Origin of the sequence: uncultured Streptococcus sp. (genome assembly GCF_963516575.1) — a bacterium.
Classification (GTDB): Bacteria; Bacillota; Bacilli; order Lactobacillales; family Streptococcaceae; genus Streptococcus.
Genome location: NZ_CAUQCP010000018.1, coordinates 1 through 18,337 on the forward strand (window position 1 = coordinate 1; position 18,337 = coordinate 18,337).

13 protein-coding genes are annotated in these 18,337 nt (G+C 34.3%); all 13 read right to left on the reverse strand.

What is annotated here, in order from left to right; all coding sequences use genetic code 11:
• The coding region (locus RWM06_RS04410; protein WP_313970234.1) for an ABC transporter permease at window positions 1-539 on the reverse strand (539 nt) is incomplete at its 3' end.
• A gap of 277 nt (window positions 540-816) precedes the next feature.
• Window positions 817-1,446, reverse strand: coding sequence for a TetR/AcrR family transcriptional regulator (locus tag RWM06_RS04415; RefSeq protein ID WP_225750359.1), 630 nt, complete (start codon window positions 1,444-1,446; stop codon window positions 817-819).
• Window positions 1,447-1,602: 156 nt separating this feature from the next.
• A complete protein-coding gene (locus RWM06_RS04420) occupies window positions 1,603-1,944 on the reverse strand; it encodes a GntR family transcriptional regulator (protein ID WP_313970235.1) in 342 nt (113 codons plus the stop codon).
• On the reverse strand, window positions 1,941-2,162 hold the full coding sequence (locus tag RWM06_RS04425; RefSeq protein WP_002890487.1) for a DUF1648 domain-containing protein: 222 nt from the start codon (window positions 2,160-2,162) through the stop codon (window positions 1,941-1,943). The genes RWM06_RS04420 and RWM06_RS04425 overlap by 4 nt, the downstream gene beginning before the upstream one ends.
• A gap of 18 nt (window positions 2,163-2,180) precedes the next feature.
• The gene (locus RWM06_RS04430) at window positions 2,181-3,740 is read right to left on the reverse strand and encodes a putative ABC transporter permease subunit (RefSeq protein WP_313970236.1); all 1,560 of its coding nucleotides are present in this window, start codon (window positions 3,738-3,740) and stop codon (window positions 2,181-2,183) included.
• The gene (locus tag RWM06_RS04435; protein ID WP_004182887.1) at window positions 3,733-4,443 is read right to left on the reverse strand and encodes an ABC transporter ATP-binding protein; all 711 of its coding nucleotides are present in this window, start codon (window positions 4,441-4,443) and stop codon (window positions 3,733-3,735) included. The genes RWM06_RS04430 and RWM06_RS04435 overlap by 8 nt, the downstream gene beginning before the upstream one ends.
• A gap of 109 nt (window positions 4,444-4,552) precedes the next feature.
• On the reverse strand, window positions 4,553-5,170 hold the full coding sequence (locus tag RWM06_RS04440) for a TetR/AcrR family transcriptional regulator (protein WP_313970237.1): 618 nt from the start codon (window positions 5,168-5,170) through the stop codon (window positions 4,553-4,555).
• Window positions 5,171-5,545: 375 nt separating this feature from the next.
• On the reverse strand, window positions 5,546-7,027 hold the full coding sequence (locus RWM06_RS04445) for an LA2681 family HEPN domain-containing protein (protein WP_313970238.1): 1,482 nt from the start codon (window positions 7,025-7,027) through the stop codon (window positions 5,546-5,548).
• Window positions 7,014-8,036: a hypothetical protein gene (locus tag RWM06_RS04450; protein ID WP_313970239.1), complete on the reverse strand. Its 1,023-nt coding sequence runs from the start codon at window positions 8,034-8,036 to the stop codon at window positions 7,014-7,016. Before RWM06_RS04450 ends, RWM06_RS04445 begins: the two co-directional genes overlap by 14 nt.
• Window positions 8,037-8,886: 850 nt before the next feature.
• Window positions 8,887-10,437 (reverse strand): chloride channel protein, encoded by a 1,551-nt coding sequence (locus tag RWM06_RS04455; RefSeq protein WP_313970240.1) that lies wholly within the window; start codon window positions 10,435-10,437, stop codon window positions 8,887-8,889.
• Window positions 10,438-10,453: 16 nt separating this feature from the next.
• Complete coding sequence (locus tag RWM06_RS04460; RefSeq protein WP_313970241.1) at window positions 10,454-11,233, reverse strand: ribonuclease HII; 780 nt, start codon at window positions 11,231-11,233, stop codon at window positions 10,454-10,456.
• Window positions 11,220-12,071, reverse strand: coding sequence for a ribosome biogenesis GTPase YlqF (gene ylqF, locus RWM06_RS04465; RefSeq protein ID WP_313970242.1), 852 nt, complete (start codon window positions 12,069-12,071; stop codon window positions 11,220-11,222). Before ylqF ends, RWM06_RS04460 begins: the two co-directional genes overlap by 14 nt.
• 620 nt (window positions 12,072-12,691) lie before the next feature.
• Window positions 12,692-18,301, reverse strand: a complete 5,610-nt coding sequence (zmpD, locus tag RWM06_RS04470) for a zinc metalloprotease D (RefSeq protein WP_313970243.1) — start codon at window positions 18,299-18,301, stop codon at window positions 12,692-12,694.
• Between the last annotated feature and the right edge of the window lie 36 nt (window positions 18,302-18,337).

An 18,337-nucleotide genomic window follows, 5' to 3' on the forward strand; every position in this document is an offset into this window, starting at 1 on the left:
AAAACAAATGGTAGTAACCCTATTAGTACTGTTGCAAACGTTATTCCAGCTAAGTCAATTAATTGACTAGCTAGAGGGATATAACTAGATTCAGTTACAACAGCCATGAATCTAATGAATAATTGAATCACTAAATGTGCAGAAAAATGGGCAATAAATGCTATTAGAATGACTGAAAGAATTTTTCCCCAAAGTAACTTTATTTTAGAAATAGGGTAAGAAAACAACTGAAAAATTGTTCTTCGTTTAAATTCATCAATAATAATCGTAGACAATAAATAAGATTCGAAAATCAAAAATGCTGCTTTTGTAAATAAAGATGAAAACAATGAAGCTACAATTGCCCAACCTTCCCATTTACCAGTAATTCTAATAACATTAGAATCCTGTCCAGTAAATTCTCCTAGTTTATTGTCAGTACCTAAACCCATAATAATGATTGCTGTAATACCTAACACTATAAATATAGTACACAACCAGGCTAAAAATAATTTAGATTTAGAAACTTTATTTAATTCAATTTTAATAAGCGACAACATAGATTATTTCCTCCAAAGCGTAAATAAAGAATAAACTATTCAGACTAATCTCGACAAATATTTAAAAATAAGCTTATTCTTCAGACAATGTTACTATACATACTATCGGTATGTATATACTAAAAACAAACATACCTTCGGTATGTATAATGGATTTTTAATAACACACTTAAAGTATGTTATTTTTTAACTATAAATTATGTAAGATAATTTATTGAATTGATAACACATAAATAGAAATTAGTATTAACATGAATGCCATGCGACTACTTATTTACTATTTTTTTAAGTGATCAAATAAGTTGAAAATCACCTCCATCATTTCATCAGAAATTAACTGTACCCCTAGACCTTCAAAAGTAAGTTTAATGAAATTCATTTTACGCTTTAATTCTACTAATGAAAAAACGGAAATTTGAAAACCAATCCAAATATTTAGAGATAAAACAATTAAATCTGCTAGCTCTTCTGGATATTCTGTTTTAATAGACCCATCTTCAACTCCTTCGTAAACCTTTTCTCTAATTTCGGGTAAAAAATCAGAAAATAGACCTAGATACTGCTCTCCTAACAAACGTGGACTTCTTAGCATGATTGAGGCAGAGTAAACGAGCCTTTGGTGTTCAAAATTAGAGAAAGAGTCCATCAAAGAGTTTTGTATCTTTTCTAATCCAGTATTTCCTCTCCAATTATAATTTAAAATTTCTTGATTATTTTCGCTAATGATTGTTTGCAGTATATCATATTTAGACTCAAAATGATGATAGATAACACCTTTTGTTAATCCTCCTAATCCATCTATGATATCTTGTATTGACGTATTATCAAATCCTTTTTCTAAAAATAAATTTTTAGAGACCTCTAGTATTTTTTTTCTAGTTTCATGTGAGTTTCTATTCCTTGCCATTTTTGTTCCTTTCTATCATACCAATGGTATGTAATTCTATTGTAGTGGAAGTAACTAATAATGTCAAGTTCTTTATTAGAAAATGAAAAAAGCCTTAAAATCAAGGCTTTTCTATACTTTCACAAATAATCCTAATAAATTTCCATTCAACTTCTTCTAAGCATCTTTTCTAAAAAATAAATTAACAATCTCATCTTCTGAAAAGCCTAGCTCACCAAGTTTTTCAAACAAAATTTTCACTAGCTTGTTAGATTCTTGATATCTTAACTCCTTTATTTCTTGCTCGCTTGCTATGACAAAATATCCTAATGTTCCACAGCTAGTAACCAAATTCTGTTCTTCGAGAACTTTCATTGCTTTTTGGACAGTTGCCGGATTACACTTCTCGTTTTCTGCTAATCTCCTTATTGAAGGAATTTGTTGTTCAGGTGCATAATCACCTCTTAAAATAGTTGTTCTTAATTTTGATGCAATTTGTAAATATAGATGGTGTTTCATTTAATCTTTTTATTATCACTTTCCCTAACAAACTTCCAATATGCAGAATAAGGGATGACTGTAGCTAGTAGAAGATAGTATTTATTTGCAAACATATCTGCTACTCCTTTTGCATTGAAATGAATAGGAACTTTCTCAGGGAGAAACCCACAAATAATGACTATGATGACCATCATTCCCAACAAAACCAAAATATCTTTTAACAGTCTATTTTTCATCTTATTTTCCTCCTTTAACTAGATAAAATTTAACTTGGTCATTTTTATATAAATTCTAAACGAAATAGCCAGTAAAATTACTGATACTGCTTGCAAAACAAATATAATCGGAAGATTAAAAAACCAATTAAGCAAAATAGGCGTAATAAGCGTAATCATACTAATAATTCCAGTTACAATAACAGGAAGACTTTGTTTGACAACTATCATCTCACTGTCCCAATCATAGTTAGGATATTTTTTATTTAATGAAATTCCGATTACCATTATAAAAAGGGAGTAACATATAGGAACAATAACTAGATTCAGAACTTGAATAGGATTCATATCAAGTTTCAGCATAAATACAGATACAGAAATCATATATCCAATCAAATGAAGTGTAAGGTTGACAGCTATCTTAGCATTTAAAATCGTTTTCACTTCAACTGGAGAACTTTTCAAAATCCAAATATTTTTACCTTCTAAAGATATAGATGAAGCTGCTGGACAACTGAGTGAAAGCATAGATGCAATAAAGACGGGAGCTAAGTTTGAAAGATACTCATTTATATTTTCAATTCCTGCTGAATTTCCTATTTGACCGACAGAATTAAACAGGAAACATATACTAAAGACACATAAAAGAATCACTCCAAGCCCAGCATTCAAGACTGCCATATAAGAACTTAAAAATCGTCCAAGCTCTTTTTGATACAAGGAAAAAAATACCGATTTTCTTTCATAAGATACTTTGTCATTAGCATAACTTGATTTTGTATTGGCAAGTGTATTAAGTAGTCCATACTTCAACGAAGCAATTTTGACAAATAGATAAAAGACGACTATTGAAAGAACTATATAAAATCCCATCCCATAGTACATTGGAAAATTGTAGTATGACATAAATAGTCTAGAAATTGGATACAGTCCAGTAATTTGCTTAGCGAGAGTAACCCCAATACTACTTTCATCACCTGATTGCAAAGCTGATAATGCAAAATATCCAATTATACCTAGTATCGCAAATGAAAAAATAAGAGAGATAACATTTTTTCTTTTAAAAAAAGATGAAGCGACAACAATAACGAGTCCCATGCATGCCGCTATACACATGGGGATCAAAGGGGCAAAAATTATAGAAGTAAAATACAATATAATCTGTAGGAGGTTTAAACTTCCGTTCAAGCCCCATATAATTCCACCCGGAAGCATAAACATCAAGCCTATTAAAAAATTCAATAAGTACATAAACATGAACTTGCTGGTGATAATATACGAACTTTTAACAGGTAAGGATTGGAGAATTTCCATATCTCGACTGCCAAATAAAATGCCATTCGAATAAAATACTGTCAAAAATAATATTGAAAAACTTGAGACAGAGACCATATATGCTGGAATCAAGTTCTGCTGTCCGACGTGTACCAATGTTTTCGCTGTTATTATATTATAAACAAAGCAAAATAAGGAAAGAGTTATTATGCCAAAACTCGCAATAGCCATTGAACTTTGTTTTTTATTTCGTGAATCTCTAATCTCGTTAATAGGAAAGAAATTAATCAATTGCGCTTTAAGCAGTATCCAAATGTTACTCATTGTTCTGCACCTCCATGAAAAATGCCTCCAATGATTCATCACCTTTGACGTCTCCTGTATTGCCACTTGCAATTAACTTTCCATTTTTGATAATGGCAATCTTATTACATAATTTTTCCGCAACATCCAATACATGGGTTGAAAAGAAAATAGCACCTCCATCTGAAACACACTCATGCATAATTTTCTTTAGTAGGAAAGTTGCTTTGGGATCTAACCCAACAAAAGGTTCATCTAAAATCAATAGTTTGGGAGAATGTACAAGTGCAGAAATAATGGCTGTTCGTTGCTTCATTCCATGTGAATATGAAGAAATAATCCCCGAAAGATGCTCAGTCATATCAAATAAATCACCGTATTTTTGTATTCTCTCCTTGCGTATTTTTGTAGGAATTTCAAACAAGTCAGCAATAAAATTAATATATTGAAGTCCTGTCATATGTTCATACAAATCTGGATTATCTGGGATATACGCCATCATTTTTTTACAAATAACAGGTTCTTCTTTAATAGAATGACCGTTGATAATTATACTTCCGTCTTCAAAATCATGGATACCGACAACTGCCTTTATCGTTGTCGTTTTGCCTGCACCATTTGCTCCAATAAAACCATAAATATCTCCAGGCTGTACTGAAATAGATAGGTTATCCACAACCTTCTTGTCTCCATAACTTTTACTAAAATTCTTTATCTCTAACATATTTTCACCTCTATTGACAATTTGTCAGTCATATTTTGAAATAATACCGATAGCTTGTCTTGATTTAGCTATCGGTACATAGTTCTCTTTACAAACATTCTATCTTTTTTTAATTGCTAAAGAGTCCTTTTGTATTTAGATTTTGTTCCAGCATTATCTTAAATGCATTCAAGTAATCTTTGACAGGTTCTTTCTTTGAAGTTTTTATACCTATGTTATTTGAAACAAAAACATAGGCTGTCATCAGAAATTCTGCTGTTTCTGATGGATATTTTACAGAAAATACTTTTTCTGAGATGCCTTGATTTATTATCCTCTCAAAATATATAGTCAGTTTTTCAATGAGCTTATGAGACAACTTATCTAACATATAACGATTTTCTTCAAGATCAACCGTCTTTTGTAACTCAGTTCCTTCCGCTGAAACGTTATCTGTAGAGATTATTGTGGCATCTATAAAGGCTCTTATTTTTTCAATAGCAGTTTTGTCATCATCATTGACAATCACGTGAATATTTCTCAATAATTTCTCTGAATAACGTTCCACAAGACAATACAGAATATCTTCTTTGTTCTTAAAGTGATAGTATAACAAACCTCGTGATATATTCACCTTATCGACTATATCCTGAGTTGTTGTGTTCGCATATCCTTTCTCCATAAAGAGGAGCATAGCAGCATCCATAATCTCAGCCCGTCGAATTTCCGGATCTTTTACATCTCGCATTTTATTCCTCCTGTTTATAAATTATACTACTCTACTGACAAACTGTCAATTATAAAATTACCTTTTTGAGGATGCCAAAAAAACCTTGACACCAAGGCTTTTTCGTCAACATTTTTTCTAAGTTCGTACAAGCAGTGATGCTGCCTCAACATTGGTTTTAGAGGACTAAATGGAGTCTGAATTGCCTGATAGAGATGTAGTATTGATTAAGCAATCAACAAATAATGTACAAAACAAAAATAAAGTACACTGCTTAATGAGTGTACTTTATCCTTCTAATTCAGTTTTATCAATGGTTTAGCTCTAGTTAAGTCGATTAGTTAAATGAATTTAGACTATTGCTTTTTATAACGACTATAAATTGTATGCTCAATGCTATAATTTATCTTCCAAATCTACTTCTTCATAATTTATCGGAATTAAAGCAACTTCACTGCTTAGAGTAGATTGTTTTTCATTTTCACTTATTTGAATGGCATTTTTGAGTGAAAAAATAACTTCTCTTACAAGATTTAATAAATCTAATGCAAACTCTTGAAGTTCAGATTCAGTTAGATACAGTCTGGTTTCATTATTATCTTCACTTCCATTAAAAATATTCAATGTTATATTAGTAAATCTATGCTCTAAATAATTTCTAATAATTTTCAATCGCTTTGAGTTTGGATTAGCTGTTAAAGAATTATCACCATTATCAAAATCTTTCTCTATCCAAAATATAGATGACAGACCAATATTCTTATCCAACATTTTATTTAAATCACTATTTGATCTCCAAATTGAATGGAAATTTACTTTTCGAGTTTCAATTTTTAAAGAATAATATTCATTTATAAACATTGCAACTTTATCTAATAATGAATATAGTGTTTTGAAAGCAGCTTTTAAACCTTCAACTCTGACAGAGTATTGTACATAGTCTAGACAATCAATAAGATTAACATTCTCGTCAGCATAATGAACCGAATCACTCTCAATGCTATTAAAACAGAGATAACGCGCATAAACATATTCTTGCTTAATTTGATTAAACATAGAAATATATTTGTTTAAATCTTTATCCGATTGAAATAATAAACTTGGTAGTAAAAGATTATCATCATATCTATTTATATCGTCAGCTTGTAAATCATTAAGTGGATTAAGATACAGCCCGTTGTCCCAACACCATTCACGATACTTTTGTGAATTGGGATTGTAATCAATTTCTTTACAAGAACATTCATCTAAGTCTTTATAATTAAGATATTGTTCGTAAAGTTCAATAAATTGTTTATCTGCATAATCAACTCTGTTTGGGTCTGAAACAGTTATGCTTGTTTCTATTAAATTTTTAATTTTTTTAATAAAGTGGAGATGTTCGTTATCATTCAAAAAATTACGATAATGATCTAGACAAATAGCCAAGTTACCACTAGCCATTGTGAATCTTGGATTGATTTGTATACATTTACAATACATCTTAATAGCTAACTGCTTTCTACCACAAGCATCTAATAAATTTGCGTAATTAGTGTAAAGTGAACATAATAATGGGAAAACAAACCTACTGTTCTCAGAATTTATATCAACGTTATTTGAAATTTCTATAGCTTTTCTAAAGTAATAAATTTGTTGAACTGTAAAATCGGTATCTATGTTGAAAACTAAGTTATCACTTAGTTCAAGTATATCAGCGTATGCTGTCCCAATAGAATAAAATAATTGAATTTTGGAAATATCATCAATAGTGTTTTCCATATTTTTTCCAAATTCTATTAGTCTATAGATTTCCTCTATATTTTTATGTTTAAAAGCATTATCGAAATTCATTGACAATTTAAGTACACTATGATTAATTGGATTATTTGTTAACATCTTCACCCCAAACTAAATATTTCGATTTTAAATTTGATTTTCCTTTATTTTCCTGTTCTTCAACTAACATATCAGATAAAAACTCTTTTATCATGTCCCAATTAAAATTCTCTTTAAATCCTCTACTACCATCAGAAGGAATATTTAATGAAAATGTTGCAAATACGGTTTCACAAGTTCTTCTTGGAAATTTTGCTAAGTAAGAATCAAAAAATGAATTTGAATACCTATAATGATGGCTATGAATAAAGTCTTTCCATGTATTTAGCATAGTCTCTTCGTCTATAATATCTATTACGGAAACTTCTTCAAGTGGTCGGTCTTCAATATTTCCCCATGCTTTTTTCATTAAATTAACAGCATCTACATCGCTCTTAGGAGCACTGTATCCAAAAATAGTTAACATATATGAATGATCGATAAAGTAATCTAATCCTTTCCAACACCAATTTATGTAGCCGTCGGAAGAATAGTCTTTATTTTTCACTGGATACAATAATTTTGTTGGATAAAATTTATTATGACATGTTGGGCAGTAGCAATCTACTCCTCCAAACTCAATATGTTTTTCACAAAACCCAACAGCTACATTACCATGTAAACAAAGAATTTTTGGCAAGTTCAGAGTAATTTTTGAGCAGCGAATATAAGCCTGTATAAGTAAAGGGTCCCAATTAAACGTAGCTATACAATCTTTATTTGTTAAACTTAATATTAAAAAATCATAAATTGTTGGTTCATCAGGTAACTCCAACGAAGCAAAATAATCATATAGTCTTTCTTCTAGCTTTCTAACTATTTCGGAGCACTCTTCTCTCTCAAATAATTCTGAGTAGATATCCTCTAAATTTTCGCTCTTTGTCTGTAATTCAACACCAGCAAGAATTTCTTCTAAATTTAGTTTTTTTAGCAATCCATTCATAACTGAAGAACTTTTGCCGTTTTTATCACCATCTGGTATTGCTGCAATAGTAGCACCAGCACCTAGAATAACTGTGTGTGATCTCATGTCATTTCTCCTGAAAGTCTGTTAACACTATTATACCACTGTATCTACTATATCTATGCTTCAAATACTAATCTTATAACTATAAATATTTTAAATAAAATGTACAATTGAACCACCTCTTCTTCTACCGTTACTAGAGTAAAAAATGTACAAATCAATTTCTTCGATTAGATGATATTATGCACTATAAAACATACAAAATACCACTCTAGAATAATGTACAAAACAAAAATAAAGTACACTTTTTAAAGAATGTACTTTATGCTTCTAATTCAGTTGTATCAATGGTTTAGCTCATGTTAAGTCAATTGTACATAAACTTTTAGTTTTCTAAATCTTTGGAGTTATTATGTGAATCATTATCTAGTGCTTTTTCTAGTTTCCAAATACTAAACCAGAATGAAATAGTCAGTAGAATAAGGAAAATAAAAAAGAGATTATCAGTAACGAAACTTCTGTTCATTCTACATAACTGAAGAGCTATATAAGGAGCTATGAGATACAAAATACATTGTATAATTGCTATTGTTTTCTTTTTCATGATTTTAATCTTACTGTACAGATTTGATACAGTAAACTCCTTTCTAGCTTTATACTTTATCATTTCTAAGTTAATTATAGTCTTATTTTTATCAAAGTTCAATTACTTGTATGTGAAATGCCTCATCAGTAAAAAATAACCGATCTCATTACTGAGAATCGGTTTTCTAATGTATTTATACAGGAAGCTAACCTCAGGCTTGTATTTGAGTATGGTAAGGCGAAGCTGACGTGGTTTGAATTTGATTTTCGAAGAGTATTAATCAAATTTTTACATAACATAAATATAACATAAATTATGTAAAAAGAACTACAACAACAATTCTTTGACTTTTCCAATTTCACTTTTTGGAATCACTAAGTGAATCATATCACCCAGATACATTCTGGTTGAGCCGTTAACTGTTTGGCTCTTGCCATTATGGACTTGGGTGGTGATGAGTACGTTATGTGGCAAGTTGAGCTCGTGTACTTGTTTTCCAGCGATTTTATCAGATACGGGAATTTCAATGAGGGTGACTTCTCCTTCATCTGACGCTTCTTCAGGCAGCATTTTTTCCAACATAGCCTCATAGACTGGCGCACCCTTGAGCAGATCCATAATGATGTAGGCAACTAGGGTTACTAATCCAAGTGGCATGAGGTTGCGAATGTCGCCTACCATTTCGGTTACCAGAATCATCGCAGTTAAGGGAGCCTTAGAAATCGCTCCAAAGTAGCCACTCATTCCCAGAATGACAAATATAGGGAATTGCTCTTGACTGACAAGCCCAAGATTGACACAAATAACACCAACTAGGGCACCAAGTAAGGAGCCAAGCGCCAAAATTGGTAGGAATATTCCTCCTGGAAGACCACTTCCATAACTAATCATGCTCCAAACAAAGCGGATTAAAAAGTAAGCTAATAGAACTTGGAAACTAAAATCTTGCTCAGTTAGGGAAAGAACCAGCTGATTTCCACCACCAAGGATTTGTGGTAAGAAGATTCCGACTGGTATGATGAGAATGAAAGCCAGAATTGGATAATAAGCTCTATCCAAACGTATTTTTTGACCAATCCAATCATAAACTCGACCAACATTGAGCACAGCTTTCTCATAGAGAAAACCAGATAGTCCAAGAAAAACTCCCATAAGGAGGTAAATCCAATACTGATCTAAGGTCATGAGTGGGATATTGTCTGGCATATCCAGTACGGGTGTTAGGCCAAATATGAGCAGAGAAACAAAGTTTGCTACGAGACTAGCTGCGAGAGTTGAGACCCAGAAAAAGCGTGAAAAATGGTGATAAACTTCTTCTACCACAAAGAGAAGTCCTGCAATCGGAGCATTAAAGGCTGCAGCTAGACCAGCGGCAGCTCCACTAGCAATCAAGGAACGTTCCTCTACCGGACTGGATTTGAGCCATTTGGCAATTCCTTTACCACCTACCGCTCCAAGTTGAATACTGGGTCCCTCACGCCCCAGCATGAGTCCACTGGCAATAGCAAGAATTCCTAGCACATATTTTTTCCAAAGAACGCCCCACCAGTTGAGACTCATCAATCCCTTTAATTCGGCTTCGACTTGAGGAATTCCTGAGCCTTTGATATCTTTTTCTGATCGAGTTAATTTCGCACTGAGCCAGCAGATGAGTATGTAAAATAAAACCAGTACAAAAAGATTGCGCACTAGGTGCGCTTGATCTTGATAAAGTCCTTGTATCAGGTGGAAGCCTTTTTCGATTAAGAAACGAAAGGATCCAACGATAATTCCAACGACAAGACCGACGATGATTCCTCGTCCAACTTGGGATAATATGGTGCTTGAGGCAAAGGCAAATTCTTTCTTGGAACTGAGTGTTTCTGACTGTTCCTCCATAATCATTCCTTCTAACTTAACTTTCTTTTTCTCCTGAAACCAGCGATTTAATAGGTTCAAAGCTGGTCCGGTGAATTGGGGTAACTCCTAGTTTTTCGAGTCCTTCCAGGTGTTTAGCTGTTCCATATCCTGCATTAGTAGCGAAATCATAGCCAGGAAATTGCTGGTCGTATTCCTTCATCAATTCATCACGTGTCACCTTGGCTACTATAGAAGCTGCTGCAATTGAAAGGGAATTCGCATCACCTTTGATGATGGAAATTTGTGAAATTGGTAATTCCAACTTCATGGCATCTATCAAAAGGTGCTCAGGTTGAGGACTGAGCTGGGAGATTGCTTCCTGCATGGCCAGTTTGGTTGCTTCATAGATATTGACTTGGTCGATGACCTGATTATCCATGATACCAATGCCGATTGACAAGGCTTGGTTCTGAACGGCTTGGAAAATCTTCAGATGTTTCTTTTTAGGAATTTTCTTGCTGTCGTTGAGACCTTTAATCTTACAATTTTTAGGTAAGATAACGGCTGCAGCGACTACAGGTCCAGCCAGAGGACCACGGCCAACCTCATCAACACCAGCAATTAAGGTCAAACCTTGCTTATAAAGTTCTTTTTCGTAGGAGAGCATGGATTCCAAACGAATGTCTTCATCCAATTCAGCTTGAATGACTTTTTTACGTTTGCTGATTTCTTTTTGAACTCCTGAGCGATTATCCTTTTCAAGATCTAAAAAAATAGGGCTTTCTAACTCCTTGACCGTAGCAAGGAGTTCTTTGATTTCTTTAATCGTCGCCATCGAGGTCATCCAATGTATCTAAGGTGTAGTTACCGAGTTTGCCATCACGGACTTCCTTCACGAAGAGACTGTAAAAACGGTCATAGTCGTCACGGAAACCGAGGGCACGGGTCATATCCATAATGATAACAGGCGCTTCTTCCTCAATTTTCATTTGTTTGAAGCGTTCAGTCAGCTTTTCTGGATAATGTTCTTTGAAATAATTGAGACCAAAAATAGTTACCTCATCCATAGGAAGCAACTGGTCTTTGATAGCTCCAGTCAAGGCCAACTTAAGCGCAACAGTTTCATCCTCAAACTTAGGCCAGAGAATTCCTGGTGTATCCAAGATTTCCAGGTCTTTATTGGTTTTAAGCCATTGTTGTCCCTTGGTAACACCTGGTTTATTGCCAACAACTGCGATTTTCTTACCAGCCAAACGATTCATGAGAGTGGATTTACCAGCATTTGGAATCCCAATAACCATGGTACGCAAGGTTTCAATCTTGATACCACGTTCTTTTTGGCGAGCAATCTTATAAGCCATGAGTTTCTTAGCAGCATCGGTTACAACTTTTACAGTTACTTGCTCTTTGGAGTTGATAGCTAGCGTCTGGATTCCTTGTGATTCAAAATACTGACGCCATTCTTTGGTCATTGCTGGATCGGCCAAGTCTGCCTTGTTTAAAATCAAAAGTTTTGGTTTGTCACCAACAATATTTGTTAACATAGGATTTTGACTAGATAAAGGTAAGCGTGCATCTACCAAAATTGTCACAAAATCAACAAATTTTAAATTTTCCTGCACCTGTCGACGAGCCTTAGACATGTGACCAGGAAACCATTGAATAGTAGCCATTGAGTTTTTTCCTTTCGTAGCAAGGGTTTAGATCCCCTATTTTATTATCGTTTGAACATAGAAAATTTTAAAATGAATGATGTCCAAACAGTTCTTGTTTTATGACATAGAAATCTACTTTATATTATATCATGACTTCTTTATTTTGTCCGCTCTTGTTTCCAGATTATACTAATTCAAAATTAAAGTCTATTATTTTATGGAAGTCTTACTTAAGACATAGTTTAATTCAAGCATATTCTTTGAAATTCAATATCTATTATAGCCATTACTTCATATTAGGGAGAGCTAATACTCTTCGAAAATCTCTTCAAACCAGGTCAGTTTCCATCTGCAACCTCAAAACAGTGTTTTGAGCTGACTTTGTCAGTCTTATCTACAACCTCAAAGCAGCGCTTTGAGCAACCTACGGCTAGCTTTCTAGTTTGCTCTTTGATTTTCATTGAATATAAGAGTGAAATTTATAAGTTTTTGGGATTTTTTAGGTATAAAACGCTAACTATTCAAAAACCACACAATGTTTCTTTCAGCTTCATTGAGTATAAAACTGAAATTACTGTGTGGTTTTATTTTGAATCTAGTTTTTGTACAGACTCATATTAAATAGCAATTTGTTATATTCATTTAAATAAAGGATTAAAGAAACCATCAGTTGCTTTCAACAAGGCTTTAAACACTTTTTCTTTGAGTGCAACAGTATGTGAGAAATCACCCGATTTCTTTAAATCTTCCTCAACCGCTTTAACAAAGATATCCTTCAATTGTGTATAGTTGGTAATTTGTTTACCGTTAATTTCAATAGCAGTAAATCCTTGCTCTGCTTTAGCTTTAACATCGTGATACCAATGTTTCTTCCAGTCTTCTAGGTTTAAGAATTGGTTGTCTGAAACCTTTTTAATAATGAAATCATCACCCAATCTACCTTGGTTTTGTTTATCCGCTTCACCTTGGTATTTGCTAGATACATATCCGATAAATCCATTTGCATAGCCAAAGTAACCCCACATACGGAAGGCATTGTGCTTGAATGATAATGAACCTGGAGCACCTTTGCTTGTATTACCACCATAAATACCAGCCATCATTTGAACATTAACATATGCTGAATTAGGCGTAAAGTCCTCTGGTCGGAACACACCATTACCCGGATTGTTATGTTTGGTCATAAAGTTATTATCAACCAAATCATCAATACTTGACAATGGCTTAGTTTTCTCTCCTTCGTTTAAGTCACGAACTTTGTCCCATTGGTGTGGAGCAGTTAAATTATTTAAGCCATCAACATGTCTATCTACTCTGTCAATTTTCTTGAACCACTTGCTATTATCACCATTTAATTTTGGAATTACAGCATCTGCTTCAACATAATCCAACATCATTAACGCTTCATTGTAGTTCTTCATGTAGCGATCAATATCTTCACGAGTTTGAAGCTTATCAGGGTTATAATTGTACCATTGATTACCATCATTTTCACGATGATAAGCCATGTTAAGGCCTAAAGCGCCATATTCACCATTGGTTGTTGATTTATCAGGTGTTTGTAACATACCTTGCGCATAGGCTTCGACGTCTGTACCTTGACGATGCTTATGACCGCCGAAATAAAGCATTCTATCATTTACGTGTGTTGTTTCGTGAGTAAAGGCTGAAATACCAAACGGACTAATCATATCCGTCACCATAAACAAGACCTTGTCATCATTATTTGGATTAGGGAATATTGAGGCCATAGCGCCCATACGCCCATCTCTATCATGGTGTCGCCATGTTGGACCATATAATTCACGAATTGGGGCTACAGGGTTACCCTTACTGTCAAATCCTCGACGACCTACAGGAGAACCATTGTAGGTCTGGTTATCCCATACAGGTGTCGGAACCATTTTCTCACTCTTAAGCAATCTATCTCGTACACTTGACAATGCTAAACGTGACCAGAAGTCAAGGTAAGTTTGTTGTGCATGTGCAACCTTATCAATTTCTTTTTTGAATTCATTTCTAGCTTCTTCTGTATACTTACCATATTTCTCAAAAGAGCTATAAGCCATTGTATTGTAAGTTGAAATCAAGAACATATGTGCATTCTTAAGAGTTAATAGAGGTAGGATCATACGATTGTGAACACCATTGTTCAAACCATCAAATACACGATGACGTTTGTTAGCAAAATCAGGATTCGTTGTTTGAGGTTCTGATACATATACATTCTTAGCCGCATGGATAAACCAATCATTTAAATCAGTATCGTTAGTAAAGAGACGCATGTTGTAATCTAAGAAGCCATGTAATTCAGACTTACCAATAGTTCCACCAATCATATCACGATAAGCATCCAAAGTTCTGTCGCCCTTGATATTTCGCTCACTTGATCCAATTCGAATCAAGAAATCAAGAAGGTCAACTGACTTACCATAGAAGTCAGGTTTAAACATCATCAAGTTCTTGATAGTCATATCCCCATACTTGATATCATAGTAACGATTAAGGTAAGTAAGAGCCATCACGATTTTAGCTTTATTTTCATCCACCTTCTTAACAAGTGCTTTCATAGCCACTTCGTCACTATTTAATTGATGGTCAGCATTTTCAATCAAAGATTTGACCAATTTATCAAGATTAGCTTTCGTTTCAGCAAAACTTTCTTCGAGATAAAGGTCTCGGATATAACCGTTTTTACGTTCCTCTGTATTTTCTTCAGCTCTATCCCGATTACCCATCAAGGCACGTACTTCAGGAGAAATTAATTCAACAGTCGCTAACCTACCTTTAATGTCTTGAATCAATTGATCACGATTTTTATCAACCATGTTTGGTGTATAAACAATGTCACTCAATCCATCGATACTATACTCACGAACTTGCGCTACTTTAGACTCTTTTTGATGAACAGCTTTGATTTCTTTAGTCTTATCTGCATAGTGAATCATCACATGATCAATATCTGATAAATCGGTCACGAATTGACCATCCTTCATACCCGTAACAGAAAGGACTTCCTTCTTAACTAAGTTTGAATCTTCTGCAAGTTTGTTACCTTGGTTGACAATCCACTCTTTGTTGTAGAATGGTTGTAATTTCTCAATATTACGATAAGCTAGATCTCGATCTACTTTATAGTCTTGGGTTGACTTATATTCATCTTCTTTTCTTGTTAAGAGGTTTAAGGTATTAACAATAGGGTCATGGATTTCATACTTGTCTGCTGAGATACCGTAAGATTCAATTTTCTTATCTGCTTCTACTTGGGAAATCGTTGAGATTCGTTTTGAGCGTTGATAAGAAGACAGACCTGTACTAACATCTTTCACGACATAATCACGATTCAATCGATTTCCAGAGAAATATCCGTCTTCATCATCAATATTGTGTGAACCAAAGAAGATTTCACCCTTGGAAACTTTCATCATGGAAACATTATCTTCAATAGCTCCCAAGACCCAGTTAGTGCTAATGAATCCTCCCACATCAACAGGATTTTCAATATCAATAGTCCCTTTCGCAACAGAGTGACGTACACTACCTTCTCTTCCAACAGTATAATTGTCCATACCATTACCTGAAACAGATACAATACCAGCTGCTTTTGCCCGTTTACCAGTAATTGTGGCATTTACAAAGGCCTTATCAAGGTTACCCTTCCAAATTTCTCCAACAATCCCTGCTAGGTTTTGCCCCTTATCTCCACCAGCATGTAATTTACCAATAAATGCAACATTGCGCATATTTGCTCCACGGTCTAACTTATTCACAATTCCTGCAATATTATTATTAGCGATAACACTACCTGTGACTTTAATATCTTCAACAGTTGCATTTTTCACCATATTAGCAACAGGTGCTATTCCGTCAGCCCAAGGCATATTGATATCCACATTACCTAAATTAATATTCTTCACTGAACCATTTTCAATACGATCAAATAAGGGACGGGCAATATTATGAATCGTATATTGTTTACCATCAACACTTGATAAGTGTCCCTTAAACGTGCCTGGGACATATTGTTTAAAGGGCGTTGGCACATTCGTTGCATTCAAATCTGCACCAAGTTTGAATGTACCATTTTTATCAGCATTCATAGCATCCACTAAATCTTTAAAATTATAGTAAACATTATCAACCTTAGGACGGGGTTTTTCAATGTAATGAATGTATTCATTTCTAGTTTTAGATGGGTCAACATGTTGAATCAAATCTTGGGCAGTTGCTGTAATTTTATAAAGTTCTTTTTCTTTTTCAGTCACCAACTCAATCTTATCAACTGCTAAACGTGTTACTTTATTATCACGACTAGTGATTTTTAAGTACATTTTCTTCACATCTTCATCTGAAGGTTTTTCAGTCATAAAATCACTAGGTGTTTCAGTACCATCGTCATTTACCTTCACTAAATTAGTAGATGCGATATTTTTAATTTCAACTTTTTTCAAATCCAAGCGAAGTGGTTTCTCTTCTAATGTTGCAGTTTCTTCTCCCTTACCACGGTCATAGGTCATAGTGGTTTCTATCTTATAGTCCTTGTAGAATTTTAAATCTTCTACCTGCTTATCTAATTGCTCTGAAGTTAAATCTACTGTTTTGACAATTTCATTTCCATCTTTAATTGTCGCAGTAATTTTATTGATCTTGACTCCATCTGTATTAACCAAATGATAAGAAAGATTTGCGGAGCGGTCTAATACATTTGTATCTGTTCGCTCCAAAGTCAAAACAGGAGCCGTTTTTTCTTTAGGTTTTTCTTTTGTACCTTTTACAAGAATTTCAGGCTTCATTTCTTTCAAAATAGTTACTGTTTCAACTGGTTCACTAATTTTTTTGCCATGTAACTCTTCATAGCTAGTAACAATTTGACGTTCGCCATCCTCACCAATTTGTTTAACAGAATCATCGCCTATAAATTTGGTAGGATCAGATTCTTCTATAGTCGTTTTAGAAATAGTCTCGGTCCGGCTATCGGTATGTAAAGAAGGCAACTCTTCTCTTTCTGATGCAACTTCTGAAACTGTAGATATTGGCTCAGTATATTCTGGCTTTTTGCTAACAGGTGGCTCAATCAAGTTTCCATTTTCATCTACTCCTGTTGCACCTACTGGTTCCGTATATGCTGGTTTTTCGCTGACAGGTGACTCAAGTAAGTTTCCATTTTCATCCACTCCTGTTGCACCTACTGGCTCAGTATATTCTGACTTTTCGCTAATAGGTGGTTCAATCAAGTTTCCTTTTTCATCCACTTCTGTTGTACCTACTGGCTCAGTATATTCTGGCTTTTCGCTAACAGGTGACTCAAGTAAGTTTCCATTTTCATCCACTCCTGTTGCACCTACAGGTTCAGTATATTCTGGTTTCTCAGTTTTAGGCGCTTTATCTGGAACTGTACCTACAGGAGCCGTATATTCTGATTTTTCATGAACTGCAGGTTCCACCTTCTCTGAGACTATAGCTTCTGGTAATACTGGTTGAACTGCAGGTTCCACCTTTTCTGAGACTACGGCTTCTGGTAATACTGGTTGAACTGCTGGTTCTACCTTTTCTGAGACTACGGCTTCTGGTAATACTGGTTGAACTGCTGGTTCTACCTTTTCCGAGACTACGGCTACTGGTAATTCTGATTGAACTGCTGGTTCTACCTTCTCTGAGACTACGGCTACTGGCAACTCTGCTTGAACCTCAGGTTCGCCTTTCTCTGGCACAACTTTGGGTTGCTCAACTGGCGAAACAGTTAATGCCGGAGAAATCGACGAAACAGTTCTCTCATCAAGCTCCAAGTAACCAACATATCTGTAACCAGAAATTTGCAACACACCATCACGTCCAGACTCATGGATGTTAGCATTCAAATTAAGTGCTGAAGCAGTTGATAGTGTAATTAAACCTGTCGCCCCTACAATCAAAAATGTAGCTATTTTTTTATTTCTCTTATCTTTTGTAATAACTACAACAAGACTACCGATGGTCAATAAACCAAATACAGTCATAATAGATTGTGATTGACCAGTATTGGGTAGTGCGTCTTTCTCATAAACCAAAGCATATGATTCTTTTGATTCGTCAGGTCTACCTTGCTTGAGCTGATCACGTTCAGTTTGTGTCAAATTACTATAATCCAAGTAGTGATAAGTCGATGCACCAACAATTGACGGAGCGAATAAAAGACTTCCCAAGAATACTGAGCCAACAATACCTTTTATTTTCCTAATGGAAAATTTATCTTTTTTTAATAATGACAATTGTAATCCTCTACCTTTACTTTTTATTTCCTAATA

What these genes read in the sequence shown, in the direction of transcription:
- RWM06_RS04415 (WP_225750359.1), bottom strand. Translation starts at nt 1,446, where the DNA reads ATGGCAAGGAATAGAAACTCACATGAAACTAGAAAAAAAATACTAGAG.
- RWM06_RS04420 (WP_313970235.1), bottom strand. Translation starts at nt 1,944, where the DNA reads ATGAAACACCATCTATATTTACAAATTGCATCAAAATTAAGAACAACT.
- RWM06_RS04425 (WP_002890487.1), bottom strand. Translation starts at nt 2,162, where the DNA reads ATGAAAAATAGACTGTTAAAAGATATTTTGGTTTTGTTGGGAATGATG.
- RWM06_RS04430 (WP_313970236.1), bottom strand. Translation starts at nt 3,740, where the DNA reads ATGAGTAACATTTGGATACTGCTTAAAGCGCAATTGATTAATTTCTTT.
- RWM06_RS04435 (WP_004182887.1), bottom strand. Translation starts at nt 4,443, where the DNA reads ATGTTAGAGATAAAGAATTTTAGTAAAAGTTATGGAGACAAGAAGGTT.
- RWM06_RS04440 (WP_313970237.1), bottom strand. Translation starts at nt 5,170, where the DNA reads ATGCGAGATGTAAAAGATCCGGAAATTCGACGGGCTGAGATTATGGAT.
- RWM06_RS04445 (WP_313970238.1), bottom strand. Translation starts at nt 7,027, where the DNA reads ATGTTAACAAATAATCCAATTAATCATAGTGTACTTAAATTGTCAATG.
- RWM06_RS04450 (WP_313970239.1), bottom strand. Translation starts at nt 8,036, where the DNA reads ATGAGATCACACACAGTTATTCTAGGTGCTGGTGCTACTATTGCAGCA.
- RWM06_RS04455 (WP_313970240.1), bottom strand. Translation starts at nt 10,437, where the DNA reads ATGGAGGAACAGTCAGAAACACTCAGTTCCAAGAAAGAATTTGCCTTT.
- RWM06_RS04460 (WP_313970241.1), bottom strand. Translation starts at nt 11,233, where the DNA reads ATGGCGACGATTAAAGAAATCAAAGAACTCCTTGCTACGGTCAAGGAG.
- ylqF (WP_313970242.1), bottom strand. Translation starts at nt 12,071, where the DNA reads ATGGCTACTATTCAATGGTTTCCTGGTCACATGTCTAAGGCTCGTCGA.